Annotated in this window: 29 protein-coding genes and 1 tRNA gene; 13 read left to right on the top strand and 17 right to left on the bottom strand. The window is 43.9% G+C overall.

The genetic code is table 11. The features are described from left to right. Position 1 precedes the first annotated feature (1 nt). Entirely contained in the window at positions 2-1,585 is a 1,584-nt protein-coding gene (gene lysS, locus A9957_RS01230) for a lysine--tRNA ligase (protein WP_292342900.1), read from the bottom strand. A 125-nt stretch (positions 1,586-1,710) separates the two neighbouring features. Between lysS and A9957_RS01225 the strand changes: the two genes are divergently transcribed. Beyond that, positions 1,711-2,253, top strand: a complete 543-nt coding sequence (locus A9957_RS01225) for a pyruvoyl-dependent arginine decarboxylase (protein ID WP_292342898.1) — start codon at positions 1,711-1,713, stop codon at positions 2,251-2,253. A gap of 1 nt (position 2,254) precedes the next feature. Here A9957_RS01225 and A9957_RS01220 read toward each other — a convergent pair whose 3' ends face one another. The 3 genes from A9957_RS01220 to A9957_RS01210 are packed head-to-tail and all read right to left on the bottom strand — an operon-like array spanning position 2,255 to position 4,262. Further along, a complete protein-coding gene (locus A9957_RS01220) occupies positions 2,255-3,037 on the bottom strand; it encodes a decarboxylase (protein WP_258082613.1) in 783 nt (260 codons plus the stop codon). Between the two features lie 24 nt (positions 3,038-3,061). Further along, the gene (locus A9957_RS01215) at positions 3,062-3,298 is read right to left on the bottom strand and encodes a hypothetical protein (RefSeq protein WP_243641493.1); all 237 of its coding nucleotides are present in this window, start codon (positions 3,296-3,298) and stop codon (positions 3,062-3,064) included. A gap of 13 nt (positions 3,299-3,311) precedes the next feature. After that, positions 3,312-4,262 (bottom strand): deoxyhypusine synthase family protein, encoded by a 951-nt coding sequence (locus A9957_RS01210; RefSeq protein ID WP_292342895.1) that lies wholly within the window; start codon positions 4,260-4,262, stop codon positions 3,312-3,314. 128 nt (positions 4,263-4,390) lie between these two features. Here A9957_RS01210 and A9957_RS01205 point away from each other — a divergent pair, with 128 nt between their 5' ends. Continuing rightward, the gene (locus A9957_RS01205; RefSeq protein ID WP_292342893.1) at positions 4,391-4,549 is read left to right on the top strand and encodes a hypothetical protein; all 159 of its coding nucleotides are present in this window, start codon (positions 4,391-4,393) and stop codon (positions 4,547-4,549) included. 489 nt (positions 4,550-5,038) lie between these two features. Next, positions 5,039-6,559: an aminotransferase class I/II-fold pyridoxal phosphate-dependent enzyme gene (locus A9957_RS01200; RefSeq protein WP_292342891.1), complete on the top strand. Its 1,521-nt coding sequence runs from the start codon at positions 5,039-5,041 to the stop codon at positions 6,557-6,559. 19 nt (positions 6,560-6,578) lie between these two features. Here A9957_RS01200 and A9957_RS01195 read toward each other — a convergent pair whose 3' ends face one another. From A9957_RS01195 to A9957_RS01185, 3 genes are all read right to left on the bottom strand, one after another. Next, positions 6,579-7,403 (bottom strand): HAMP domain-containing sensor histidine kinase, encoded by an 825-nt coding sequence (locus A9957_RS01195; RefSeq protein ID WP_292342889.1) that lies wholly within the window; start codon positions 7,401-7,403, stop codon positions 6,579-6,581. Next, on the bottom strand, positions 7,400-8,293 hold the full coding sequence (locus A9957_RS01190) for a PAS domain S-box protein (protein WP_292342886.1): 894 nt from the start codon (positions 8,291-8,293) through the stop codon (positions 7,400-7,402). Before A9957_RS01190 ends, A9957_RS01195 begins: the two co-directional genes overlap by 4 nt. A gap of 139 nt (positions 8,294-8,432) precedes the next feature. Further along, positions 8,433-9,116: a DUF5591 domain-containing protein gene (locus A9957_RS01185; protein ID WP_096712776.1), complete on the bottom strand. Its 684-nt coding sequence runs from the start codon at positions 9,114-9,116 to the stop codon at positions 8,433-8,435. Positions 9,117-9,221: 105 nt separating this feature from the next. On the opposite strand from A9957_RS01185, the gene A9957_RS01180 reads away from it, so the two are divergent. Together A9957_RS01180 and A9957_RS01175 are read left to right on the top strand one after the other, a co-directional pair. Beyond that, positions 9,222-9,605 carry a helix-turn-helix domain-containing protein gene (locus A9957_RS01180; RefSeq protein WP_096712775.1) on the top strand — a complete coding sequence of 128 codons (384 nt, stop codon included), beginning with the start codon at positions 9,222-9,224 and terminating at the stop codon, positions 9,603-9,605. 173 nt (positions 9,606-9,778) lie between these two features. Beyond that, entirely contained in the window at positions 9,779-10,555 is a 777-nt protein-coding gene (locus A9957_RS01175) for an NYN domain-containing protein (RefSeq protein WP_096712774.1), read from the top strand. 32 nt (positions 10,556-10,587) lie between these two features. On the opposite strand, the gene A9957_RS01170 is transcribed toward A9957_RS01175, so the two are convergent. The 3 genes from A9957_RS01170 to A9957_RS01160 all read right to left on the bottom strand — a co-directional run bounded on the left by A9957_RS01170 (position 10,588) and on the right by A9957_RS01160 (position 12,665). Further along, a complete protein-coding gene (locus A9957_RS01170) occupies positions 10,588-11,679 on the bottom strand; it encodes an aminotransferase class I/II-fold pyridoxal phosphate-dependent enzyme (protein ID WP_241645928.1) in 1,092 nt (363 codons plus the stop codon). An 89-nt stretch (positions 11,680-11,768) separates the two neighbouring features. Next, a complete protein-coding gene (locus tag A9957_RS01165; protein WP_096712772.1) occupies positions 11,769-12,260 on the bottom strand; it encodes an Lrp/AsnC family transcriptional regulator in 492 nt (163 codons plus the stop codon). A gap of 27 nt (positions 12,261-12,287) precedes the next feature. Further along, positions 12,288-12,665, bottom strand: coding sequence for a 30S ribosomal protein S8e (locus A9957_RS01160; protein ID WP_096712771.1), 378 nt, complete (start codon positions 12,663-12,665; stop codon positions 12,288-12,290). A gap of 152 nt (positions 12,666-12,817) precedes the next feature. Between A9957_RS01160 and rnz the strand changes: the two genes are divergently transcribed. Beyond that, entirely contained in the window at positions 12,818-13,732 is a 915-nt protein-coding gene (gene rnz, locus A9957_RS01155) for a ribonuclease Z (RefSeq protein WP_096712789.1), read from the top strand. A 21-nt stretch (positions 13,733-13,753) separates the two neighbouring features. Here rnz and A9957_RS01150 read toward each other — a convergent pair whose 3' ends face one another. Both A9957_RS01150 and A9957_RS01145 read right to left on the bottom strand, forming a co-directional pair. After that, entirely contained in the window at positions 13,754-14,017 is a 264-nt protein-coding gene (locus tag A9957_RS01150) for a hypothetical protein (protein WP_096712770.1), read from the bottom strand. A gap of 14 nt (positions 14,018-14,031) precedes the next feature. Next, the gene (locus A9957_RS01145) at positions 14,032-15,135 is read right to left on the bottom strand and encodes an AAA family ATPase (RefSeq protein WP_292342885.1); all 1,104 of its coding nucleotides are present in this window, start codon (positions 15,133-15,135) and stop codon (positions 14,032-14,034) included. A gap of 291 nt (positions 15,136-15,426) precedes the next feature. Between A9957_RS01145 and A9957_RS01140 the strand changes: the two genes are divergently transcribed. The 4 genes from A9957_RS01140 to A9957_RS01125 all read left to right on the top strand — a co-directional run bounded on the left by A9957_RS01140 (position 15,427) and on the right by A9957_RS01125 (position 20,014). Beyond that, on the top strand, positions 15,427-18,285 hold the full coding sequence (locus A9957_RS01140) for a PhnD/SsuA/transferrin family substrate-binding protein (protein WP_292342883.1): 2,859 nt from the start codon (positions 15,427-15,429) through the stop codon (positions 18,283-18,285). A gap of 213 nt (positions 18,286-18,498) precedes the next feature. Beyond that, complete coding sequence (locus tag A9957_RS01135; protein WP_292342881.1) at positions 18,499-18,864, top strand: response regulator; 366 nt, start codon at positions 18,499-18,501, stop codon at positions 18,862-18,864. A gap of 230 nt (positions 18,865-19,094) precedes the next feature. Then, positions 19,095-19,871 (top strand): sulfide-dependent adenosine diphosphate thiazole synthase, encoded by a 777-nt coding sequence (locus A9957_RS01130; protein WP_292342879.1) that lies wholly within the window; start codon positions 19,095-19,097, stop codon positions 19,869-19,871. A 68-nt stretch (positions 19,872-19,939) separates the two neighbouring features. Continuing rightward, positions 19,940-20,014 (top strand) — tRNA-His (locus A9957_RS01125). 51 nt (positions 20,015-20,065) lie between these two features. On the opposite strand, the gene A9957_RS01120 is transcribed toward A9957_RS01125, so the two are convergent. From A9957_RS01120 to A9957_RS01110, 3 genes are all read right to left on the bottom strand, one after another. Further along, the gene (locus A9957_RS01120; RefSeq protein WP_096712765.1) at positions 20,066-20,407 is read right to left on the bottom strand and encodes a DUF356 domain-containing protein; all 342 of its coding nucleotides are present in this window, start codon (positions 20,405-20,407) and stop codon (positions 20,066-20,068) included. 84 nt (positions 20,408-20,491) lie between these two features. Continuing rightward, positions 20,492-21,307 (bottom strand): pyrroline-5-carboxylate reductase, encoded by an 816-nt coding sequence (gene proC, locus A9957_RS01115; RefSeq protein ID WP_292342916.1) that lies wholly within the window; start codon positions 21,305-21,307, stop codon positions 20,492-20,494. 9 nt (positions 21,308-21,316) lie between these two features. Then, positions 21,317-21,799 carry a multiprotein bridging factor aMBF1 gene (locus A9957_RS01110; protein WP_292342876.1) on the bottom strand — a complete coding sequence of 161 codons (483 nt, stop codon included), beginning with the start codon at positions 21,797-21,799 and terminating at the stop codon, positions 21,317-21,319. An 85-nt stretch (positions 21,800-21,884) separates the two neighbouring features. Here A9957_RS01110 and A9957_RS01105 point away from each other — a divergent pair, with 85 nt between their 5' ends. Both A9957_RS01105 and A9957_RS01100 read left to right on the top strand, forming a co-directional pair. Further along, positions 21,885-23,174 (top strand): proteasome-activating nucleotidase, encoded by a 1,290-nt coding sequence (locus A9957_RS01105; protein WP_105460835.1) that lies wholly within the window; start codon positions 21,885-21,887, stop codon positions 23,172-23,174. Continuing rightward, on the top strand, positions 23,167-23,775 hold the full coding sequence (locus A9957_RS01100) for a DUF99 family protein (RefSeq protein ID WP_367121608.1): 609 nt from the start codon (positions 23,167-23,169) through the stop codon (positions 23,773-23,775). Before A9957_RS01105 ends, A9957_RS01100 begins: the two co-directional genes overlap by 8 nt. A 3-nt stretch (positions 23,776-23,778) precedes the next feature. On the opposite strand, the gene glmM is transcribed toward A9957_RS01100, so the two are convergent. Then, on the bottom strand, positions 23,779-25,125 hold the full coding sequence (glmM, locus tag A9957_RS01095; RefSeq protein ID WP_096712760.1) for a phosphoglucosamine mutase: 1,347 nt from the start codon (positions 25,123-25,125) through the stop codon (positions 23,779-23,781). Positions 25,126-25,238: 113 nt separating this feature from the next. Between glmM and A9957_RS01090 the strand changes: the two genes are divergently transcribed. Continuing rightward, positions 25,239-25,526, top strand: coding sequence for a signal recognition particle protein Srp19 (locus A9957_RS01090; protein WP_096712759.1), 288 nt, complete (start codon positions 25,239-25,241; stop codon positions 25,524-25,526). A 30-nt stretch (positions 25,527-25,556) separates the two neighbouring features. Here the strand turns inward: A9957_RS01090 and A9957_RS01085 are convergent, their stop codons facing one another. Further along, positions 25,557-25,730, bottom strand: coding sequence for a preprotein translocase subunit Sec61beta (locus A9957_RS01085; RefSeq protein WP_096712758.1), 174 nt, complete (start codon positions 25,728-25,730; stop codon positions 25,557-25,559).

Raw genomic sequence — 25,730 nt, 5'->3', positions numbered from 1 at the left:
ATCAGGGCCTGTACGCGGCGGCTTCCCTGAATCGCCTGATCAGGAATTCCTTTTCCAGTGAGGACAAAAACCATCCAGCTTTCGGACCGGAAGCCTGGCCCAGCAGGGATATGTAGAGGGCTTTGAACAGATCCTTCGGGCCTATAGCAAATTCTTCACCAAGTACTTTCTCCATCTCCCTGTGCAGCCTGCCGTCTTCTTCCTTTGCGGAATAGACAAGATTGTGATAATCAGATCCATCAAGTTCTGCGCTTTCTTCCAGGGCATCGGCAAGGGTTGTCAGGAATGCTCGTTGTTTGTCAGAAAGGGTGGCTGCAAGTTCGGGCAGTTTTTCCTGAACACTGAATTTTGCGAAGGGAGGAGCGTACATCTCAAGCCAGTTGCCCACATTATCAGCGAGCTGTTTTATGCATTCCGTATTTTTGGTATCGTAACCCGCTCGCTCTACGATTTTCAATATTCTGTTGAAATCTCCGTGAGCTACCTGGTGGATGGTAGTCATGTGTTTGAAAGGGATGTCAGTATGGCACAGGCTGCTTGCATGGGAAAGTTCCTTTACACGCCTGTCATATTCGGAGTTGCCTCCTGTATGATGGAGTTTCTCATACTGGTCCACAAGAGTGAGCAGCGGCTGTGCAGGGTCAAAACGGATGTGTTTTTCGGGCTTGGTTCGGATGATCAGATATCTCAGGACCTCAGGAGGTACGACCTTGAGCATGTCCGCAATGGATACGACCACACCGGTGGATGAGGACATCGCCCCTTCATTACCCAGCATGATCCATTCATAGACGATAGGATGTGGGGGTTCGCAGCCAAAGATATCCCGGGCGATACGTTTGCCGGTGTCATAGGAGCCGCCCCTCGAGGCGTGGTCCTTGCCGAAAGGTTCCACAGTCACGCCGAGGATCTGCCAGCGAGCAGGCCAATCCACACGCCAGGTAAGTTTTCCGCCGCCCTGGATGGGTACAGTGCCGCGGTGGCCGCAGGAACAGGTGTAATCCACTGTTTCTTCCCTTTCATCGAAACCCGTAACCTTTGTGGTATTGATCTTTCCACACTGCATGCAGATCGGGTTGAAAGGATTCCAGTCATCAGTAGGTTCCTTTCCTGAAACCTCTTTCAGGATGGCTGCAATCTCATCCCTCTTTTTCAGGGCAGTTTTTATAGCCTCGTTATACCTGCCTGATTTGTACATTTCATCTGCCAGGTATACTTCAGGTTTGATTCCCAGCCGGTGCAGGGAATTCAGGAAAGGTTGCAGGAAATGATCTGCATAATTCTTGCATTCTCCACAGGGACAGGGAATCTCGGAGAGAGGTTTACCCACATGTTCCTCATAACTTTCATCCAAAAACGGATAGACCTTTCTCAGAGGATCGTAGGTGTCTGCAATGTAGATCAGTTCTGCGTTTGCATCCTTATCCAGTAATGCACGATATGCAGCATCGGCTGTCACAACCTCCCGCATGTTTCCGACATGGATGTGACCGGAGGGGGTGATACCGGTGGCAACGAGGTGTGTGTTTCCCCTTTCCAGGGTTTCTTCAGCAACAACATCTGCCCAGTGTGTGATTTCTGCCATTATGTTCACCGATAATGATTTTATTTAAAAATTCTATGATTATATGCTTTTTAAAGGTGTCATGTTTTAAGTCAATATCTATAGGTATCGAAATTTATTTATCAATAAGGCTCTATCGGACAGCCATGATTCCTTCCAGAGCGTTCCTCACAAAGGGAACAGGTGTCCATCGGGATAAACTGGCTTCCTTTGAACTTGCGTTAAGGGATGCGGGTATTGAAAAATATAATCTTGTGAGTGTTTCCAGTATTCTTCCACCGGGTTGCAGGATAATTCCAAAGGAGGAGGGTCTTGAATATCTCAGTCCCGGGGAGATCGTCTATTCGGTACTTGCTCGCAACCAGACCAATGAAGCTCATCGTCTGATAGCTTCGGCAGTAGGAACGGCGGTACCTGTGAATGAGAATAATTATGGATACATTTCAGAACATCATTCCTTCGGGGAAGATGAGAATACCGCAGGGATGTACGCAGAGGATATTGCTGCCACAATGCTCGCAACCACCCTGGGCATTGAATTCGATGCTGATTCTGCCTGGCAGGAAAGGGAACAGCTCTACAGGGCCAGCGGTCATATTATCAATACTTCCCACATCTGCCAGACTGCCAAAGGCGACAGGAGCGGCCTCTGGACAACCGTTGTGGCTGCTATGGTATTTGTGGAGTAACTCAATCAGTAAGTTCTGTGGTGATTTCTTCCAGATCGCAGAAATCAGACCTGAAATTATAGGCCCCGGCATTTATGAAGGTAATCGGGTCGCCAATTTGCGGCCTCTTTTCGAGATAAACACGGTATCTGAACAGATCCATTGAACAGGGTGTACAACCCTTGATCACATAGGCTTCTCCTTCATTACTGCTGACCTCATTCTCCACACGCAGTTTTACAGGTACCAGGATTGCATCCATATCACTGTTGTATACGGAAGCATTCACGATGACATTGTCCTCATAAACCGCCATCACACGGGTTTCCAGTTTGCCTGCAGGTGCGGCGATATACCTGCCGGGTTCAATCATGAGGGATATGTCCCTGTCATGCAACCATTTCCTGAAATCTGTAATTCTTTTGAAAATACCTCCGATGACATCGACATTACTGTTGGCATAAACCGAAGGCAAGCCACCTCCGATATTGAGAATATCGATGGCATCCAGTGTTTCAGGACTGATTACATCCTCAATATCACGCTGCAGTTTCCATTCGCTTACGTTCTGGGTCTTCCTGTGGAAATGGATGCCAAGTTTACCAATATTAGGGTTATCCATCAGTTCGCCAATACGTCGGTTTATGGTCGCAGAAGGCATACCAAAGACAAAATAGCGTTCGGTACGGATGGAATTTTCCCGCAGTTTGAGCCTGAGCATAAGGTTGACCTTGCGGTTGGTGTTCTTAAGGGTTGCAAGCAGGACGTCCAGGTCGTGCTCGTTGTCCAGAATGAAATTGCGAATACCCCTGTCATAGAGTTCCTTTGCCTAGGCACTGCTCCACCCCTGTGCCAGAAATACCGTCCTGGATAGGTCTCGTATATGTTTCAGCTCGTTTTCCATATGGACGCTGAAAAGACAATCCGTCATCTCTTCAAGTACGGAGGTGACTTTGGGGTTCGTCTTGGAACTGTATGAGACAATGTCAGCTATATCCTCCACCAGATTATACTGCTGCATAATAACTTTTTTTGAAAGAATGAATTTGGGATCAGGGACAGTCATTTTATAAATCTCTTTATTTATTTTCTATATTCAGTAATCCTTCTTCGTATAGTTCATCCAGTGCCCTTGTCATTGCCATGGGGAAGGTTATGCTTACATCACCGATAACCGTGGCAATATCACTTTCGTCCTTAACTTTGCCCCAGGATTTTGCTTCATTTGTATTGGCACCGGACATGCTCCCTGAAGTGCGGTGGGCCGTGGTCATGTATACAGCGTATTCCGCCCCTCCGTTGAGCAATGTAGCCAGGATTGCATGGTGTTTGGATATTGAACCACCCAGGGCGATCACTCCTTTCCTGTCATCATAGCTGGTGGTAAGGAGGATGTTGCCGAAATCTTTCACGACATCAACTATGAAATCCGGGTTTTCCTGCTGGAAAAGAAACAGGTGGAATCCGAAGGCACCATCGGTTATGGCGGGACAGAAAACAGGCACATTATTCTTTGCTGCCTGGTAAAGGATTGAGTTTTGGTCATCCAAAAGCAGGCCGATTTCCCGCAGCATCTCTGATACAGACCATCGGTTTTGCTTAGCGTAAAGTTTCCTGAGAATATCTGTGATCATATCCTCGAAATTCATGTAACTTTGATTCTGGATCAGGAGATTCCCGACTCTGTTTATTCCTCTCTCATGGAGTTCCACATCGTCTGTATTGAAGTTGCCGATGGAGAAAACTTCCCCGGTAGCCTTCATTATATCTTCTTCAAGGCCCCCGACTGTTGTAACAAGCACATCTGCAATTCCCAATTCAATGAGCTGGGCAAAAAATCCTCTCAGCCCGGAAGTAACCATGTTAGAGGTAAATGTAAGGAAAACCTTTGCTGAATCCTTTTTCATCTTGACGATTACTTCGGATGCCCGATGCAGTTCTACACTCTGAAAACCCACATTCTCATAGGAATCAACGAGTTCTGACACCCTCATGTCTTTTTTCCAGTGGAGATCCTTTACCTGAACCATTGTATATCACGACTTTTAGGATACAATTCATGTTCTTATTCACTTAAAAAGTTGTTCGGCATTTGTGTGGGCATTGTTCAGTTAAGAAATAAATAGGGGGATTCATACCCCATTTAAAGGGGATGAAAATGGAACAGAATGCATTATTAGATTTAATGCCGGTAGATATTAAATCTTACGTGCAAAGGAAAAGAAGGGATCTAAAAGCCATAGCATTATCCATACTTGTGTACCAGCAGGGACTTAAGTTTGAGAAAAACCTCAGAACTATTATCATATCCTGGTGAATCGATAAGTTACAGGGGAGTACATTACCGGGTACAGAAATTCGGCTGGTGCGTACAGCCTTGTGCTGGTAAATTACCAGATACCATAGTAGTTTGAAAGTACAGTTTGCAAGCCAGTACTGGTTCTTATACGCGGCATACCAAAGAGGGCAGTTGTGGATGGGGGCCATGGTACACTGTTATAGAGAAACTCGGGATTAAGAGAACTGTAATATCCGGGGGTATCAGAAATTATATCGAGCGATGGTTCAAATCATTTAAAAGGAGGATTAAGATGTTCGATAAATCTTTCCCACATAAAGAGGGACTTGTTCAGCATATTAATAACTGAATACAAATGTTTATCGCTTATCATAATTACATCAGAAATCATCAAAATCTAAATTCATATACCATTATCAATGGGAAAGATGCTTTTACTGAACAGTGCCCATATCATAAATTATATTAATAATAAGTTCGCTGCTAAAAATTGCTTTATATAACTTCATGCATCTTGAAAAACACCAATTAAAGCCGGCAGATGATAAACATATGCTCCCCTTCAAAGAAAATATACTTGAGTTAATTCCTTCAACCCATGGCGGACTTATCCGGAAGACCTCACAGCAGTATTCCATTCCCCTCTCCGATATAGTGGATTTTAGTGCCAGTTTGAATCCTCTGGGCAGCCCTTTTGATAATCCTGAATGGGATATGGACCTGCAGGATTTGTTTGCCACTTCCTTTGAAAAAATGGGCCAATATCCTGATAATCGCTATCTTGAATACAGAGCTGCAGCTGCCTTTTTTGTAGGAGGGGGTGCAGATGCTGTTAACATTGTCCCCGGTAATGGTTCGTCGGAAATCATCAGGCTTGTCGCCGGTTGTATTCTCAATGAAGGGGATGAGGTAATGATTCCCCAGCCCACCTTTGCTGAATATGAGCAGCAATGCAGGGTGGCAGGGGCAAAAATTGTGTATTATCCGGTAGAATCCCTGCTTTCCATCTCTGAGGATGCCCTGGAATCGGCACGTATCCTTTTTGTTTGCAATCCCAACAATCCTACAGGTAAGTTGCTGGCAAGGGAAGATATCCTGCGCCTTGCAGGACTTTGTGCAGAAACAGATACCCTGCTTTTTGTTGATGAAGCTTTTATTGAACTATCCGATATATCAAGTACTGTCGTTGATGTTGCCGTCTCTAATGATCATGTTTTCGTAATGAGGTCCCTTACCAAATCATTTGCACTACCGGGTATACGTATGGGATTTGGTGTTGCATCTGAGACAATGGCTGAAAAATTGAATACTGCCCGTCTGCCTTGGAATATGGGCTCTCTTGCCGAAGAGGTGGGATGTTCCCTGATGGGGATGGAGGGCGGTATGGAGTCAGCATACCTGAATGTGTCCCGCCAGAAGATAACAGAATACAGGGATTATCTTATAGATCGGCTGAGTGATATCTACGGTTTCCATCCTCATTCAAGTTCTGTAAATTATATACTTGTGGATATCTCCGAGCTCCTTATGGATTCTGTAGAACTCACGAAAAGGCTTGCAAGACATGGTGTACTTATAAGGGATTGCAGTTCTTTCCCGCTGATGAAAAACGATTTCATCCGTCTTGCCGTCCGGCCTCCTGAAGAAACGGATATACTGATCCATACTATCGGAGAGGTCCTTACAGAATCCGGTAAGGATTATGCTGAGGAAAAACTGAAAGAAACCATAAAAGGCGTCTCATCCGGCTGTTCTTCAAGTCGCAATACCTGTGAATACTATCCCTGTCATTTCGAAGGCCAGGACTGTACTTTCTGTTTCTGCCCCTTCTACCCGTGTGAAGATACGCGCACCGGGGGCAAATGGATAGATAGCACTACAGGTAGCAGGGTCTGGAGCTGTGAAGATTGTGTACTTGTCCATAATTCGGATGTTGTACACAGGATGCTTAACATTCTCATGGAGGATGGTGGTACTGAGATCAGCCTCAAAAAAGCCTGGGATGAAGTGATAGATATCAGCTTATAATTTATATAATCTTTAATTATCAATTCGTAGTCGGTTTATCCGGGATAGTGAAGGAAAATGTACTTCCCTTACCAACCTCACTTTTCAGTCTGACCTGTCCGCCGTGCATTTCCACCAGTTCCCTGACAAGGGAAAGTCCCAGTCCGGTGCCCTTATGTTCACTGGATTTGGAGGATTTGACCTGCTGGAAAGGTTCAAAAATTGTAGCCTGCTCGCTCTCGGGTATGCCTATGCCGGTGTCCGAGACTGCAACTTTCAATTTGTCCTTTTCTTGATTGGCAATAATTGTAATTGTTCCTTTATCCGGGGTGAACTTGGCTGCATTGCTCAGCAGGTTGTACATAATCTGTTTGAACTTTTTCCTGTCGGCATAAACCCTGATATCTTCAGAAGGTAACTCCATTTGCAGGCCTATATTCTTTTTGGAGATTAGGGGTTTGGTTAATTTACTGATCTCATCCAATGCTTCATGCAGCTCAAAACTACTGTATTCAAGTTGTTTTTGTCCTGCCTCTATCTTTGAAAGATCAAGAATATCATTAATCAGACTTAGCAGATGTTTGCCACTTCTGGCAATGTTGGACACATATTTCTTCTGGGGATCATTGAGTTCACCTTTTACTTCTTCCAGCAGGATATCGGAAAATCCAATCACCGAATTCAAAGGTGTTCTCAATTCATGACTCATATTTGCCAGAAATTCACTCTTGGCCTGGTTCGCTTCTTCTGCAGCCTTTTTTGCTTCGATGGCATTTTCTTCGGCATTTTTGCGTTCCGATATGTCCTGAAACAGTTCCAGAATGTATGTATCCCCTTTTATGGTAATTTCCTGTGCATTTTTCAATATGGGTTTTTTATTCCGTTTTTGCACTTTATTGCGGTATCCATTCCTCTGAATCCTTCCTCCCCCTCCTCCCATATGGGGCATTTTTTTGAGGCGGATCCCTTGGGGCAAACGATATCACATAGTTGTCCGACGAGTTCTTCTTTTTTATAACCTGTAATCTCACATGTACGGTAGTTTACATCTTTTATAATGTAATCCTGACCTATCATCAGGATGCCGCCGGGCATGTTTTCATATATTGTCTTTAACTTTTCTTCAACTTCGACTCTTTGTGTAATGTCATTTCCGATGGCAAGAAGGCCGGTTACTTCTCCCTCATCATCTTTTAGTGTCGTGTCATACCAATCGACAATGATTTCATTGCCTTCTTTTGTGACAATAGGGTTGATATTGCCTTCAGTAGAGTGACTGCAAATCGCCTTTTTGAATACGGATTTGATATTTCCCCTTTCTCTGTCAGGTATGAATCTGGAAAACCAATCTTCTCCCTTTACTTCCTTGAGTTTGTAGCCGGAAAGTTTTTCCATATGGGGATTATAATATACTATCTTTCCCTGCCTGTCAAGAACAGCCACAATCACTCTGGCAGTGCCGATTAGGCCGGTTAAAAGGTCGATTTCTTTTACCAAACTGTCTTCATTCTGTTTTTCTTCAGTGATGTCCCTTATTATTCCCAGGTGTCCGTATATTCTGGATTTTTCTGTAAAAAGAGGTGATATTTTAATCTGGCAACAGAACGTGCTTCCATCCTTGCGTTTACTGGCATCTTCAATATCATGAGGCTTTCCTGAATAGAGGTTTGAGAACATTTCTTTTTTCTGTTCCGAGGTCAGCTCTTGCTCATGGAGGATCGTTATTGATTTGCCTTTTATTTCAGGCAAGGTCATCCGAACATCTCTTCTGCAGTTCGGTTCACAAAATTGATTGTAAAATCAGGAGTAGTATATATTATGGCATCTGTGGATTGCTCTTTGCGTATATTTTATAGGTGTGAGGGAACAACTGACTTTGCATGTTTGCTCTTGTTCACAAAAGATACCAGTCATTATCGTTTTCTGAAAACTCGGGATCAATACCCACAACCCTTCTTTCAATCCCCAATTTATCGGTGATTGCATCGGAGAGGTCCTGAAGATATCCTTTCTGGCTCAAGCTTCCATAAATGAATCTCTTGTTGGGGCGGATGTGTTCCTCCATTGTTTCTTGTCGGGGGGCGATTTCTACTTCAATATCTGTTTTTTCAAGACCCCTGAGCATCGCCTTCCTGAAGTCACCTGTGCAATAGGCTATCCTGTGGCTATAGTTGTCACGGGTCTTCTCGAGGTATGTTGCAAGTCTTTTGCTTTCCATACTTATAAAATCCCGCTTGATCTTTGCCACATTGCATTTTCCCATCATGAATTTATAATCTGTAAAAGGATATTCATTATCGATTTCCCGTGGAGTTACGCCACAGGTTCCAAAAACTACTATATGGACATCTTCGGGCTTTAGCAGGTCAAAAATGATCCTGTCATACATCCTGTGGGATGGACTCGTATGATAGGGTTTCCTCATAGAACAGGGGACGAATATGCAGAATTTGCGTGTAGGTGCCTCATATTCATTGAGGACCCACTCATTGGCACGTATCATGTCCGGATGATAAATTAATCGCTCTGTATCAAGCGGTTCATCTGACCTTTCATTTTCTGGTATTATAGTGGGCACTGGACTACCGTTGCTGAAAAACTATATATATAATTAACGATTTGATTAGTATGGTTTTGTACAATCTGTACAACTTTTTTTATAGAGCTTCAGGTGAAATTTAAAATGATGGGTTCAATTTCGGAAATGCTCAAAGCTAATTGTGAATGCGATGATGTTGCCAAGTGTATTCTGGGTTTAAAGGATTTGGATCTAAAGGCTTACAAAATACTGCTTTCCAATGGCCCTCTGACAGCCGAAAAACTCGGAAAGCATCTGGGCCGTGAACGCAGTACAGCTTATCGTTCTCTCCAGAACCTGATCTCCTGTGGGCTTGTTTACAGGGAAACCCATACCATTGATGTAGGTGGCTATTTTTATGAATATGTGGCCGTAAATCCGGCAGAGGTCAGGCGAATGCTTCAGGAAAGTGTAGACCAGTGGTATGATAAAGTCAGCCATCTTATCAATAAAATTGACAAGGAACTTGTAGGGGACGAAATGCCATAACCTAAGCAGAATTTGATAGGTATTTGAAGCACCGTAGGAACTACGGGGAGAGCCTGTGGACTTGTTTCCTTTGGGAAAAAGTATGAAGCAGGAAGCACCTGAGTCTTTAGCTCAGGTGTAGTTCACTAGATCGATGTGCTCTGGATTTTGCACTATCTTTTAGGGGAATATTAATGGAGACCGATGCAGCACAGAAGAAACTGGCAGTACTTATCGATGCTGACAATGCACAACCTTCCATAGTGGAGGGACTTTTTTCGGAAATAGCCAAATACGGGATTGCAAGTGTAAAAAGGATTTATGGTGACTGGACGCGTCCCAACCTTAAAAACTGGAAGGACAATCTCCTGGAACACTCCATCCAGCCGATACAGCAATTCAGCTATACTTACGGGAAAAATGCTACCGATAGTTCCCTTATTATCGATGCGATGGATCTGCTTTATTCCGAGCCCCTGGATGGTTTCTGTATTGTTTCTAGTGACAGTGATTTCACACGCCTTTCATCCCGGATCAGGGAATCAGGTCGCAAAGTCTACGGTTTCGGAGAAATCAAGACTCCAAAACCCTTTATTGCGGCTTGTGACAAGTTCATATATACGGAAAACCTGCGTAAAGAGGAAGATGTAGTAGGCACAGTCTCTGAGTCACCAATGCAGGCCCAGGGAAAATGGGATACCAACCGCCTCAAAGGTGACAGCAAGCTAGTTAAAATGCTAAGGGATGCTGTAGAAGATTCAGCTGAAGAAAGTGGCTGGGCCTTCCTGGGCAATGTGGGCAGCAATCTTGTGCAGAAACAGCCGGATTTTGATCCTCGTAATTATGGTTACAAAAAAATGTGGGACATTTTCCGGGCAATAGACCTTTTTGATATCGATGAGGTCCGGGCGGATAATTCCAGCAATAACCGGTTGATTTACGTGAAGGATAAGAAAAGCGATGGGAAGTGATTTTCCTTTACAATTGCTTTACGGAATTGGTTTTAGATGTCTGATATGAAAGTCTCGATTCTCTCAAGAGCTTCCTTGATGTTTTCCCTGGAGGCCGCATAGGCACATCTGAGATATCCATTTCCTGCCCTGCCGAACACATCTCCTGGTATGGTGACAACCTGTTGCTGTTCAAGCAGTCTTTCGGCAAATTGTTCCGATGTCAGGCCTGTGGATGCAACAGATGGGAATGCGTAAAAAGCTCCTCCCGGGTTGAAGCAGTCCAGGCCGATATTATTGAACCCTTTGACAATAAGTCTGCGACGCCGGTTATATTCATTGACCATTTTCTCCACTTCTTCTTCACCGTTCTTGAGGGCCTCTATCGCTCCTACCTGTGCGGTTATCGGGGCACAAAGCATGCTATACTGGTGTATGCGCATCATGGCTGCTAACACCGGTGCAGGGGCAAGTGCATAGGCCATTCTAAATCCGGTCATCGAATATGCCTTGGAAAAGCCATTGAGGACTATGGTGCGTTGCCTCATGCCATCCAGGGAGGCAAAACATGTATGCTGTGTGTCATAGGTCATCCTTTCATAGACTTCATCCGAGATGACCATTATATCGTGTTCTTCCACAATATCTGCGATGGGTTCCAGTTCCTTTTTATCCATCACTGCTCCGGTGGGGTTGTTTGGATAATTGAGCAGGATAGCTTTGGTTTTTGGAGTGATCGCTTTTTTCAGGTTTTCGGAGGTAAGTTTGAATTTGTCTTCCCTGAATGTTTGTACGGCAACCGGGTTTCCTCCTGCAAAAATGATTGCAGGTGCATAGGCAACGTAAGAGGGCTCCACAATTATAATCTCATCACCCGGATCGGTGATAGCACGCACCGCCAGGTCCAGTGCCTCACTTACTCCCGATGTCACCAGTATTTCGGATGTAAGGTCATAGTATAATCCGTGTTTCTGGGTATAGGTCCTGGATATTTCATCCCTGAGTTCTACAAGTCCATAGTTGGATGTATAGGATGTTTCTCCCTGTTCCAGTGAATGAATGCAGGCTTCCCGGATGTGCCAGGGAGTAATATAATCGGGTTCTCCAACTCCGAGGGATATTATATCCTCATTGTTGGAGACCATGTCAAAAAATCGGCGGATCCCCGAAGGGGGTACTCTATCCAGATAACTGGCTACAAAGCGTGAAGTGTCTGTCAGTTCTCATACCTCCTTTAGGGGGAAACCGGCAGACGTTTTACATGTTCGGGCTCTTCCATAATCAACCCGTCTTCTTTGTATGTCTTGAGTACGAAATGGGTGGCAGTATTATGCACCTGTTCCAGGGTGGCTATCTTTTCTGCAACAAAAAAAGCGACCTGCTTCATGGATTTGCCACGGACCGTAAGGGTTATGTCATGTTCTCCTGAAAGCAGTCTGACAGAACGCACTTCGGGGAAACGGTACAGTCTTTCTGCGATACGCTGGTATCCCTGTTTGCGTTCCAGTGTTACCTTCAGTTCAATGATTGCATAGACATAATCTTCTCCAGCAAGTTCCCAGTCAATCACTGTTTTATATTTGCGGATTATCTTTGCTTTTTCAAGCTGATGGATTCGCTTCTGGACTTCTTCCGGAGTCATGTCAACAAGGGCGGAAATGTCCTCAAGGCTTGACCTGGCATCATTTTCCAGAATCTCCAATATATCCCTTGTTTTCCTGTCCATGCTCTTTGAGCCACCTGTATTTTTTGTTTATTTTGTAAGAATTGCGTTGACAACGCCATCCTGACCCGGACGACTGGTTATCCTGGCATCTCCAAGTTCGGTCTTGATGATGCTGCCTTTTGTGAGTATGTTACGCCTGACGTAGTGCTCGTTGGCTTCGTTGTCGGTAACATTCTCTATTGTGACTGCTGCTGTCTTGCCGGTAGAGGGATCGGTGACATTGGCAATTTTTTCCTGAAGGAGTTTTACTTTGTGGGAGCCGCCCCTTGTTTTTACGGGTTTTCTTCTGGTTTCTGCGACATGTGTTTCTGCAGGTTCACTGCCGATTTCGTATTTCCTTTTTCCGCGTGCTGTTTTTCTCTTGGCAGCTGTGGCCGTTCTCTTTGATCTTCCCTGGGATATCATGATTGGAACCTCTGTTTTGTGATTTAAGTATAATACTAAGCTTTGCTATTAGGAGAGCTCATTAATTGTAATATTGTATATGAACCTTTCGAATATAGACTACTCACGAGCTTGGATAATCATAAATAATGCTTTTACTTATGATATTTATTATGCTTCGTGTAGTGTTCCTTGGTACCGGGGGAGCTCTCCCAACTGTGAACAGAAATCCCTCTTCCATCCTGGTCAACAGGGAAGGGGAGTTGCTCCTTTTTGACTGCGGGGAGGGTACCCAGCAGCAAATGATGCGTGCCAGGACTGGCATGATGTCCCTTTCTTCTATATTCATTACACATTTTCATGCAGATCATGTGCTGGGAATTCCCGGCCTTTTGCAAACTCTTTCTTTCCACGACAGGGATGCTCCACTGACTATATATGGTCCTGCCTGGGTGGAACAATTTGTAAAATTGGTATCACTACTTGGCTACTGCCGATTGAATTTTGAAATCAAAGCAGTACCTCTCGAAGCCGGGGACACTGTCCACCGGGAAGGTTATGTGATTAATGCAATTGCAAGTGAGCACAGTGTTCCTTCTCTTGCCTATGCTCTTGTAGAAAATGAACGCCCCGGTAGATTTGACCGCCGTCGTGCTGAAGAGCTGGGTGTGCCTGTAGGCCCACTTTATTCCTGTCTCCAGAAAGGGGAATCGGTGGAAGTAAATGGCAGGTTAGTCCATCCTAATGAAGTGATAGGTCCCTGCCGCAGGGGGCGTAAACTCATCTATACCGGTGATACCCGTCCATGCGAGGCAATTATTAGAGCAAGTAAAAACGCTGATGTATTAATTCATGATGGGACACTTGCACAGGAAAAAGTGGATTGGGCCCGTGAATCACTGCATTCTACAGCAAAAGAGGCCGCAGATGTGGCACAAAAAGCAGAGGTACAGCGGCTTATCCTGACCCATATCAGCTCGAGGTATACTGACGATTCTTCAGTGCTTCTGGAGGAGGCAAAAGAAGTTTTCGAAAATACCTGTGTGGCAGAGGACCTAGTGGAATTTGAAGTTCCCTATGGGAAATAATAAGGGAGCACTCATGTGCCTTTAAATGAAGGTCCAATCGATTTTCTCATCATTTTTGTCGTAAAGGGTAACTTCGGCCTGCATCTCTTCCATCTGGCTGGGTAATTCTCTGACTCCCAGGTAGAGGGTATCCCCAGGTTTCAAATCCCTTTTTGGATCAGTGCGGGCAAAATAAACATTCCCTCCACTTTTTATTTCTTTGACCATTACTCCTTTCCATTTCAGGTTGTTTATTATGTTGACAACTTTGCACTCGAACCTGTCTGATTCTTTTATTTCTGTCATTTTGTCACCTCTTCTCAGGCGTAAAGGTGGGTATTGGTTTCTTTTTTCTGCAACCCGGACGCAGCTTTTTCAAAATAATGTGCTTCAACTTTTTCCATGTCGTCCATTATTGCATGGTGAAGGGCACTTTTGAGGACTTTTTCCACAATGTCTCTTCCTGAAAGGCCGTTGGTCAGTTTTGCAAGTTCGCTCAGGTTAACTTCAGCTTCTATGGGGAATGTCTGTAGATTGAGTTCGATTATTTCTTTTCTTTCCTCTTTGCCAGGAAGTACAAACTCGATCTCCTCTTCAAAACGGCTCCTTACTGCCCCGTCGAGTACTGCTGTCCTGTTTGTGGCACAGATGGTGCATACCCCTTCTCTCTGGCTGATTCCGTCCATTTCGGTGAGCAGGGCGTTGACGATCTCGGCTACATCGCCCCTGAGTTCCTGGTATCGCCTGTCAAGGGCAATGGCATCCAGTTCATCTATGAAAATGATGCTGGGTGCAAGTTCACCGGCTCTTTCATACAACTGATGTATCTGCCGGGAGCCTTCTCCTACAAATTCTCCTATAAGTTGTGTGGCTTTGATCGGGAGGAATGCCACATCAGTTTTATTTGCAAGGGCTTTTGCGACCATGGTTTTTCCTGTACCTGCTGGTCCATGGAACAGGATGTTGCGGGGTGCCCATTTGCCAAACCTTTCGGGCTCTTCCAGATATCTCTCGATAAGCTTGCATTTGCGTTTTGCTTTAATCTGTCCGACGATATCATCAAATGCAATTTCCACGGGATATTCAATATCCATTTTTTCTTTCTCTTCCTGATTTACTACAATTGTTGTGGATTGGCCTATTATTGTAGCTTCGGGCCTTACTTCCTGGATTCTGTACGCAAAATCAGGGAACATTCGGTGATCAAAGAGGAAATCGTTTTTTCGGGCAATGTAACCATTCCATTGCATTCTCGCATAACATTCGAAAAGTTCGGGTTCTTCGATGCGTGGATATTCTTCAATAATTCCACAGAGGGGATAACCAATAGGTTGCAAAATTACAATTTCTGCAGTAGCTTCTTTTGCCTCGATTGCTTCCTGGGGTATTTTTTTCAGACTGGGACGTTGTGCGGATCTTGCCATATTTTCTCCTTTAGGTCATATGGGTCGTGTTGCAGTATTAAAGTTTATCCATAAGATTTTCCTGTAAAATTAAATTTTAGATAGCCGGTTGGAGAAAGTAATAACTTTCTGCTACTTTCGGATGTATTATTACTGCTTTATATTGATTAGATGGGTGAACTTATATGTATTCTCTGTCTTCGTATACTAATTTATTTGGTTATATTTATAACAGATAATTTCTCTATATATTTACCCATGAAACCCATATCCCGGTATCTATGTATGTCTATCGCTGTATTATTTATTATTTTGACTTGCAGTATTGTAGTTTCTGCTTCCGGCGACCCTCTCAGGATAGGAGTGCTTGCAAACAGGGGAGATGAAGCTGCAATGGAGAGGTGGGGTCCTACTATAGATTATCTGGATGCCGGTTTCCCGGAAAAAGATGTAGTGCTTGTCCCCATGGATTTTGGACAGATGACTTCTGAAGTAGCTAATGAACAAATTGATTTCCTTATCACAAATCCTTTGGTATATGTTGAGCTGGAAGTCGATCACAATGTACAGAGAATAGCAACTTTGAAAGAATCCTGGGGAGGCCGCTCATACACTGTCTTTGGTTCAGTCATCTTCACTAAAAACGACAGGATCGATGTGAATTCTCTTAATGACGTTGAAAGTTTATCGGTAATGGCAGTTAACGAACATTCCTTTGGGGGTTGGTGGATGGCTGCGAGAGAATTTAATGATGCAGGATTGGATATAGATGCCATGGATGTCACTTATGGGGGTACAGAGGACAAAGTGGTAGAAGCAGTGCTTTCCGGGGAGGTTGATGTGGGGATCGTTAGTACCGGGATCCTTGAATCGATGAAAAAGGAAGGCAAGATTTCTTTTGTTGATATCAAGTGCTTGAACGTGGATCATTCTCCTGGTTTACATGAGGGAGATAATTTTGATTCTTCTTTCTTACAGAAGCACAGCACTCGTCTATATCCACAGTGGGCATTTTCCCGCAGTTCTCATGTATCTGAGGATGTAGCCGAAAAAATGCTTGCTAACCTGCTTCAATTGCCTCGTTTTTCGGAAGCTACCATAAAAGGTGGATATGCAGGCTGGACTGTTCCTCTGGATTATGGCCCGGTCCATGACTCTATGAAAGAATTAAAATTAGGGCCATATGAAAACTATGGTGAAGTCGCTCTTTCCGATGTGATTAATCAGTATTGGTATGTCTTTCTTTTGATGGGTATCACAATAGTTACTCTTGGTGGGGCCAGTCAGGCTATTAACACTAAGAACCATAATTTACAGGTGGAAATCTACCAGAGGGATCGTGCAGAAAAAGAAAAACAGGAACGTGATAAACAACTTGAATTGATCATATCTAATTTTCCCAATGGAATAGTTGTCCTGCATGACAGTGATTTGAGATATATTTCAATAGGGGGGAAAATGATTGATAGATTCAAGTTTGATAAAAATGATTTCGTAGGTAAGTTGCCTGAAAATGTATTGCCTGCAGATATGGTTGAAACCCTTCGTCCTCATTTATATGCTGCTCTGGATGGGGAAACTCGCAATTTTGAATTCACTATAGAAGGCTACCGGGTCGAAGAAACCCTTCTCCCGCTTGAAAAATCCAATGGGGATCTTGTAATCGTGGGTGTAATCTATAATATAACAGAGCGAAAACATATAGAGGAAGCTCTTAACAATGCAAAAATAGCTGCAGAACAGGCAAATCGGTCCAAGAGTGAATTTCTGGCAAATATGAGTCATGAATTGAGAACACCTTTGAATTCGGTGATTGGATTTTCAGATATCCTGCTGGAAGAAGTAAGGGGGGATCTCAATGATCCACAGAAGAAATATGTGTCCAATATTGCCAAAAGCGGGAAACACCTGCTAAATCTGATTAATGATATCCTTGACCTGTCAAAAGTGGAAGCCGGTAAGATGGAGCTTGAATGTGAGGCTTTCTCTTTAACTGAGGCTTCCAAAGAAGTGATGGAACTAGTTATGCCTCTTGGAAATAAGAAATCTCTTTCTCTTTCAGTTGAACATAATTACTCTGAAGAGATATGTGCCGATAAGGGCAAATTCAAGCAGATACTTTACAATCTCCTCAGCAATGCAATAAAATTTACACCCGAAGAAGGGGAGGTGTGTTTACTTTCCCATGTGGAAAACGATGTATTACATGTTTCGGTATCAGATACCGGGGTAGGAATCTCTGAAAAGGCCCAGGATACTTTATTCGATGCCTTTACCCAGGAAGATACATCTTCTTCACGCAATTATGAAGGGACAGGTCTTGGTTTGTCTCTTGTAAAAAAATTTGTGAATATGCATGGCGGGGATGTATGGGTGACAAGCAAAAAGGGAGAAGGCAGCACCTTTACCTTTACGATTCCTTTAAGTCAGGTTTCCTGTGAAGGTAATCCTGAAGAAACCAGGGAAGGCGAATATGTTATTGATTCTAACCCACAGGCTCCTGAAAACACTGATATTGATCCTTTTCCTCTTTTGGAAAAACCTCTGAATTCCAGCAATAATGAACCTATTGTAATGGTGATTGAGGATGACTATTCGTCACGTAATTTGCTGGTTTCAACTGTTGTCAATGCCGGCTACAGGGTATTGCCCCTTTCTCGTGGATATCTTGAATCCCGCTATGTGGATGTTGTAAAACCTTTCGCGATATTGCTTGATATCATGATGCCGGGAATGAATGGATGGGATGTTTGGGGAAGTTCCTCTGGTTCTCCGTCCTCAATACTTGTTGTGGACGATGATCCATCAGCAGTAGAAATGCTCAAATCTTCCCTTGATATTGAGGGGTATAATGTGATACCTGCCTATGGGGGTCAGGAAGCTATCGATAAAGATAAAGCATTTTCCTATTCTCCAGACCTTATTATCCTGGACCTGATGATGCCAGTTACAAGTGGATTTGACGTTATGGCAGCTTTGAGAGGAAACAGTAATACTGCAGATATCCCTATAATTATCCATACTGCCAGGGATATGGAAAATAAAGGTGTTTTTGAAGGTAATGTAGTTTCAATTCTCCAGAAAGGCGCTTTTACTCGCACTCATCTGATTGAAATAATAAAACATCTTGATTCCAGGAGAAACCATGGTGGTTCTGCTAGCAATGATTAATTTTATTTGTGGGTTATATGAATTAATTTTGGTCATTCACATGCCTGTTTTTGCATAAATGGTCCTAATTCTAAGTTGTATGCTATTACTATATATATGTGAAAATATACTATAAGACAGCCTTGCAATTTAAGCTGTGACCAAAACAGTCAGGTATTTTCCGGGAAAGAACTTATACCGATAATTATCAAATCATATTTGGAGGTTTAAAGAATGGCCACAATTCTGGTAGTTGAAGACAACCCAATGAACATGGAACTTACAGTGGATTTGCTTGAGTCTTATGGATATGAGGTAATGCAGGCAGAAGACGGTTCACAGGCCCTTGAAGTTGCAGAGAAAAATACTTTTGATCTCATCTTACTTGATATGCAGCTGCCCAAAATGGATGGGCTTGAAGTTCTGGAAAAATTCAAAGAGATTGAAAATGCAAAAGATACACCTGTAGTTGCATTGACAGCACATGCAATGAGGGGCGATGATACGAAATTCATTAATGCGGGATGTGCAGGATATATATCCAAACCAATCGATATACATGAATTCCAACAAACCGTCTCATCTTATGTCGACAATTGATAATAACTATTGCGGGATTTCAATCTTGGATTAAGGCTTTGTGCAAGGGTTCCATTCCTGCATTCATCACAGTATATTTCCTATATCTAATTTCTTTTTAATATGTGCCTGGCAGTTTTGCCAGAGATATTCAATACATTTCATGTATTTTGTTTTTCCTTTCTCCAATAGTTTTAATATCGATGTGGCTTATAAAATGAGAAAAATTAGCAGCATTTGAGGCAGGATTCATGGAACTTGATGAGAGAATTATTACCCGAGCGATAGTTGAAGAATTTACCAATGTTTTTCTGGACTATACTGATGTTGACGTGGCCCTGGTAGGCGGAGGTCCGGCAAACCTTGTTGCTGCACGTTATCTTGCAGAAGCAGGATTAAAGACTGTACTTTTTGAGAAGAAACTCTCTGTGGGAGGAGGTATGTGGGGCGGTGGCATGATGTTCCCGCGTATTGTGGTCCAGGAAGAAGCGCGCAGGATCCTTGATGATTTTGATGTACCATATCATGAATATGAAGAAGGCTACTATGTGGCAAACTCGGTTGGTACTGTGGGTAAACTCATAAGCGCAGCGGTTTCTGCCGGAGTTGAAATATTCAATCTGGTAAGTTTTGAAGATGTTATGATACGGGATAATGATGAGGTATGCGGACTTGTTATTAACTGGACAGCAGTTGAAATAGGCCGGCTTCATGTTGACCCTCTCACAATACGTTCTCGCCTGGTACTTGACGGAACCGGTCATGAGGCTACTGTATGCAATACTGTGCAGCGCAAGATTCCCGGGGCTTTTGACGGCAAGGAGGTAGTGGGTGAAAAACCAATGTGGGCTGATAGCGGTGAGCGTCTTGTAATGGAAAATACCCGGGAAGTTTATCCCGGTCTGATAGTTACAGGTATGGCTGCCAATGCCGTTGCAGGTTCTCCCCGGATGGGTCCTGTTTTTGGAGGGATGCTTCTCTCAGGTGAAAAGGCGGCACAGCTTGCAATTTCGCGTCTGAAAGACTGATATGGAGAAAAGTTTATTTAAGAGAAATACATGTATAGGATGCCCTCGCGTAGGGCAATTCTCAACATGCCGGGGTAGGGTAGCGGTTATCCTGTAGCCCTGTGGAGGCTACGATCTGAGTTCGATTCTCGGTCCCGGCCCCATTTTCTTTAATTTTCGCAGAAAAACTTATTATTCAACGTTTCTAAAAAATATTAATTGTTTATTTCAAATTCAGGATAGATTTCAGAGTTATCCATTAATTCTTCATAAGCATCATGTCTGGGACTTATTATTACAATATGGGCTGGTGGATGTATTTTTCTCAGTTTGTTTATCGCAGAGCCGGCATTATTTTCCAGTCCCACAAGTGCTGCAAACTTACAATTTGAACGCAAGGGTACTCCCACGACCCTCACAAGAAGAGTGTCTGCATAGTTTGGTTCGATACGTTTTGGACAGGAACTGAATTTCATGCTCCCGTATTGCTGCAAATCATGCAGCGCAATCCTGACTTTGTTTTTGTCTTCTCCCCTGATTACCGCAAAGGATTTCATACAAACCCCCCATTGAAGGCTTTGTAATTAATTAAATCATAAAACTATATCAATTTTTGTATTGTTTCAGGAAAGGTAGGGGAATTATTTCCCCATTTCGCGGGAGCGTTTTGCAGAAGCCATCACTGCATCTGTGAAAGCCGCCCTTACTCCGTTTTTCTCAAGTGCATGAACACCGTGGATGGTTGTCCCTGCAGGAGAAGTCACCATGTCCTTGAGTTCTGCCGGATGTTTTTTTGTTTCAAGGACCATCTTTGCTGCGCCCAGTACTGTCTGGGCTGCCAGTTTCATTGCACTTTCCCTGTCAAGTCCTTCAAGCACACCGCCATCTGCCATAGCCTCGATTACCGGGAATATATATGCGGGTCCGCTGCCAGAAACTCCTGTAACCGCATCCATGAGATGTTCAGGTACAAGAGCGGCAGAACCCATGCTTGAAAATATTTCCATTGCAACTTCAGCATCTTCTGCGGATGCATTTTTCCCCGTACTGACTGCAGAGGCCGCTTCACCGACGGTTGCGGCAATGTTTGGCATCACCCGAATTACTCTTGTATCTTCATGCAATTCCTCTTCAATAGTGGCTGCAGGAACTCCTGCTGCAATTGAAATTATGAGTTTGTTTTCGTTGATATGGTCTGCAAAACCTCTCAGTACATTGCGCAGTATCTGGGGTTTGACCGCAAGGATGATGATTTCAGAATTATCCACCGTATCAAAGTTATCTGTTGATACGTTTATTCCAAGTTCCCCTTTAAGTGCCTGCAGTGCAGGTTCATAAACATCGCTGGCATAGATATTTGCAGGTTTTGCTTTTCCTGCACGAACTATGCCTCTAAGGAGGCTTTGCCCCATCTTGCCGGTCCCTATTATGCCGACTTTCTTGTCTTCGAGGTGCATCATATCACTTCATTTTTTCTTGATGGTTACTATATCGCCAAGAGTAGTGCCCCTGTTCAGGGTATTTGTATCCCAGTCGTCTTCTCCCACTTTCTCGGTGAGTTCGATATCAAGGGTATGTTCAAGCTTTGTACGTACCGAATCTTCAGGTACGATGTCTCCCTTTTCGATCTTTTTGATCAGGGATGCTTTTTCCTTTATCTTGGAAGCAAGTTCTTCCTGGGTAAGGCCCTTTGCTTCCCTGGCCTCTCTTATGGTTTGTTCGTATTCGTCTATGAGTTCTTCTGTAGGAGCAGTTACCGGGTTCTTTTTGGGTTTTGAACTGTTTTTAATCCCCTGCCGCACAGGAGCGTTTTTTCTGGATACCGGTTTCCGGGTGCTTACTGATGTTCCGTATTGTGAACATCGGTTGCAGGCGTTGAGTTCGCTTCCCTCGACATTTATCTTAAAAGGCTCCCCTTTTATCTCTGCACCACATATTTCACACTGCATAAAAAATCATCTCTTGCATGGAAGCTGCCATGCCTCTTTTCGAAAGTGCTATATACCTATGGACTTAAATATTATTCGGAGCTATATGAACGAAACCAGCGATGATACGGTAAATCAGGGAAATTACGGATTTAAAAATATGTCCGATGTAGAATATGATTATATGGGTTCTGAAGGAGACGAAGATTTTTCAAAGTACCTTCTGGACAGGATGAAACAACTTGAATCCCGCAACAGCAAACTTAAAGAGCAGTGCGACCAGATTGAATCTGAAAAAAAGAATGTTGAATCCCAGAAAGTGAAGTATGAGCGAGAAGTTCGCAAACTTCGCTCTGAGATTAACAGGCTTAAGACTGTTCCTTTGATCGTGGCAAATATCATTGATGTCATTGATTCCAATAAAGTATTGATACGCAGCAGTTCGGGCCCCCAGTTCATGGTGGGAGTTTCCCAGTACATAGATGAATCCAAATTGGTTGCCGGTGTCAGGGTTGCCCTGAATCAGCAGACCCTTTCCATAGTGGATGTTCTTCCCTCGACAGAAGAACCGGAAGTTTCAGCAATGGAAGTCCTGGAATCCCAGGATATAAGTTATGAAGATATCGGTGGATTGGATAATCAGATCCAGGATATTATCGAATGTGTCGAACTACCGCTCATTAAACCCGAATCTTTTGAACGTGTGGGTGTGGAACCTCCTAAAGGTGTGCTCCTGCACGGGCCCCCGGGTACCGGTAAAACGATGATGGCAAAAGCGGTAGCCCATCGTACTGACGCAACTTTTATCCGTGTTGTGGGCTCGGAACTTGTGCAAAAGTACATTGGTGAAGGTTCCCGGCTGGTCAGAGAAGTTTTCGATATGGCAAGAAAGAAGGCTCCCAGCATTATTTTCATAGATGAGCTCGATGCCATTGCAGCAGCCCGGCTGAGTGATACCAACGGTGCTGACAGGGAAGTGCAGCGCACCCTCATGCAACTTCTTGCGGAGATGGATGGATTTGAGAACCGGGGTGATATTCGCATAATTGCAGCCACCAACAGGGTGGATATCCTGGATCCTGCCATAATCCGTCCGGGTCGCTTTGATAGGATGGTCGAGGTTCCGATGCCGGATAAAGAATCACGTAGTTTGATCCTCAAAATTCATTCCAGAGAGCTTACCCTTGCCCGGGATGTGGACTTTGACAAACTTGCCGCCCTTACAGAAAATACAAGTGGTGCGGATCTGCATGCACTGACTACCGAGGCCGGTATGTTTGCTGTGCGCAATGATCGTGATAGTGTGACAATGGCTGACTTTATGGATGCCATCGATAAAGTCCTAAAGCCCCGACAACCTCAAGATAATGAGCATCCAGGCTCTATGTTTGTTTAAAGGGGGTATACCCTTTTCTCTTTTTCATATAAAACCGGAAATAAGGATTCTGGGTATAGATGATTCAGCTCTGATAAGTGACCGTATACTTGTGGTAGGGACTTTTTTCAGAGGGGGAATGTGGCTTGATGGAGTGTTATCCACCTACATTACCAGGGATGGTATGGATGCTACCGATTCACTAATAAGGATGATATCAGCCAGTAAACACAGGAATCAGGCACGTGTGATAATGCTGGATGGAGTCACATACGGGGGTTTCAATCCGATTGACATTGTGCGCTTAAATGAATCTACAGGAATGGGAGTGATTGTGCTGATGCGCTCGATGCCTGATTTTGAGAATATAAAAAATGCTCTCTATCATCTGGAATACCCGGATGAAAGGTTTGCGATAATAAAAAAAGCAGGCAGGATATCCCGGGTGATAACTTCTCACTCCCATACTCCGGTTTATATCCAGTGTGCAGGCATTGATGAAATTTCCGCTACCCGGATAGTCCAGTTAAGTGCTACCCATAGCAATATACCTGAACCCCTGAGGGTTGCACATCTCATTGCCACAGGTATTATTTGCGGGGAATCCTGCGGCAAACCCTGATGTTCACTCCTGAATTGAATCCAGTACTATTTTATTCCCTCTTTCCAGCAGTTCGTTTGCCTTTTGCTCAGTTTTGGCTTCGGCAAATATCCTGACAATTGGTTCGGTGCCTGAAGGGCGTATCAGTAGCCACCCGTCTTCATACCATATCTTGAAACCATCAGTGGTATCAATCTCAATTCCTTCTCCCTGTACACGACTGGTTACATTTTCAAGTGTCTTTTTCAGATCACCACATTTCACCTTTGTTTTGGCATTGTGGTATTCCGGAACATTTCCGGCCATCTCTGATGGTTTTACTCCCGTTGCCATTATGTCAAGTAATTTGGCACATGCCATGGCTCCATCCCTGCAATACTGGTGTTCGGGGAAAATAAGCCCTCCATTCCCCTCTCCGCCAAAAACAGCGTCTATTTCCATCATTCTGCGTGCTACATTAATGGATCCTACGGCTGTCCAGTGAAGTTCCACGCCTGTTTTTTCTGCAATGTCCAGCATGCGCCGGGATGAACTTACCGGTGTTACGAGTGGGCCTTTTTTACCCGATATCACATATTTTGCCATCATGGAAAGCAGTATTTCTTCATCAATAAATGTACCATTTTCATCAAAGAAGACTGCTCTGTCTGCATCACCGTCCTGGGCAACTCCCAGGTCAGCATCGTAGTTTTTGACAATATCCCTGAGTTCTCCAAGTACATCGGGGGTTGGCTCGGGATTTCTCCAGGGGAAAGTACCATCCGGTTGGGCGTTGATAGTAATGACCTCGCATCCCAGTTTACGCAACAAGAGGGGTAGTGTAAGAGAACCTGCACCACATCCTGTATCTATGGCCACCCGGAACCGTTTTGCTCTGATCTCTGTGGAATTGACCGATGAAATTATTCCATTGATGTAGTAATCATTGGCATTATAATCCCTGTTCAGTTCGCCTGTCAGGTTCCAGTTAGCAGTGTGGAATTCGCCGGTATTGTAGATATTTTCGATCTTTTTCTCCCCTTCCCTGGAAAACTCGGTGCCATCTGCGTCTATAAGTTTTATGCCATTGTATTCCCGCGGGTTGTGGGATGCAGTAATAACAATCCCGGCATCTGCATGGTCGCGCACATAATACTGGACAGACGGGGTTGGGCAGGTTCCAATGTCGATTACTCTTATGCCCGCTGAAAGTAAACCGGATATTGCAGCTGCTTTTAGCATCTCTCCTGAGATGCGCGTATCTCTTCCGATAGCTACGGTTTTACCTTCTCCAAGATGGGTTCCCATACTTCTGGAAAGGTCGATTGCAAATTTAGGTGTGATGAATTCATTAGCTATTCCACGTACTCCGTTGGTTCCGAACAGGCCCATTTGTAAACTCTCCTACTTGCTATACTAGATGCCACTTTACTATTTTAGGTTTATCTGAGGTGGTCTATCACCAAGAATTATATTTAATGAATTCCAATCTATGGATCATGCTAATGAAAGATGAAGGCAGGCTTGTAATCTGGCCGGCTTCCATAGATCGTTCCAAAAGCAGGAATGAAGGAAGGATTATATCTCGCAAAAGTTCAGTAAAGGAGCCGAGTCTGGAAGAAATGGAAAAGGCAGCTGCGTCTCTGGATCTTAATCCAGAGGTTCAAAAAGATAAAGCTTATCCGCGTTCCTGGTGGGAGAAAAGTGGACGCATCCTTGTGGATAAGAACGAACCCAGAACTACCACGGCAAGGCAGATCTCTAAAACGATTAAAAAAGATAGACAGGGCTGAATGCCCTTTTTCTTTATAATGGATTACATTTTATGGCCAGGTGCCATAACTGGCGCTTAATAGAATAACAGCAAATCCACAAAGCAATCCAAAGACCATAACTGCTTTGGGGTCCAGGTGGATTGCCCTTTTGTCCTCTTCATAATATCTCATAAGGCCGGCAGAAGACATCAATCCGTTGTTACTCTGTTTCTTTTTTCCCAT

The sequence above is a fragment of the Methanohalophilus sp. DAL1 genome, from assembly GCF_001683555.1.
Classification (GTDB): domain Archaea; phylum Halobacteriota; class Methanosarcinia; order Methanosarcinales; family Methanosarcinaceae; genus Methanohalophilus; species Methanohalophilus euhalobius.
Note: the sequence above shows the minus strand (reverse complement) of the source record. Positions and strands in the feature narration are given on the sequence as shown.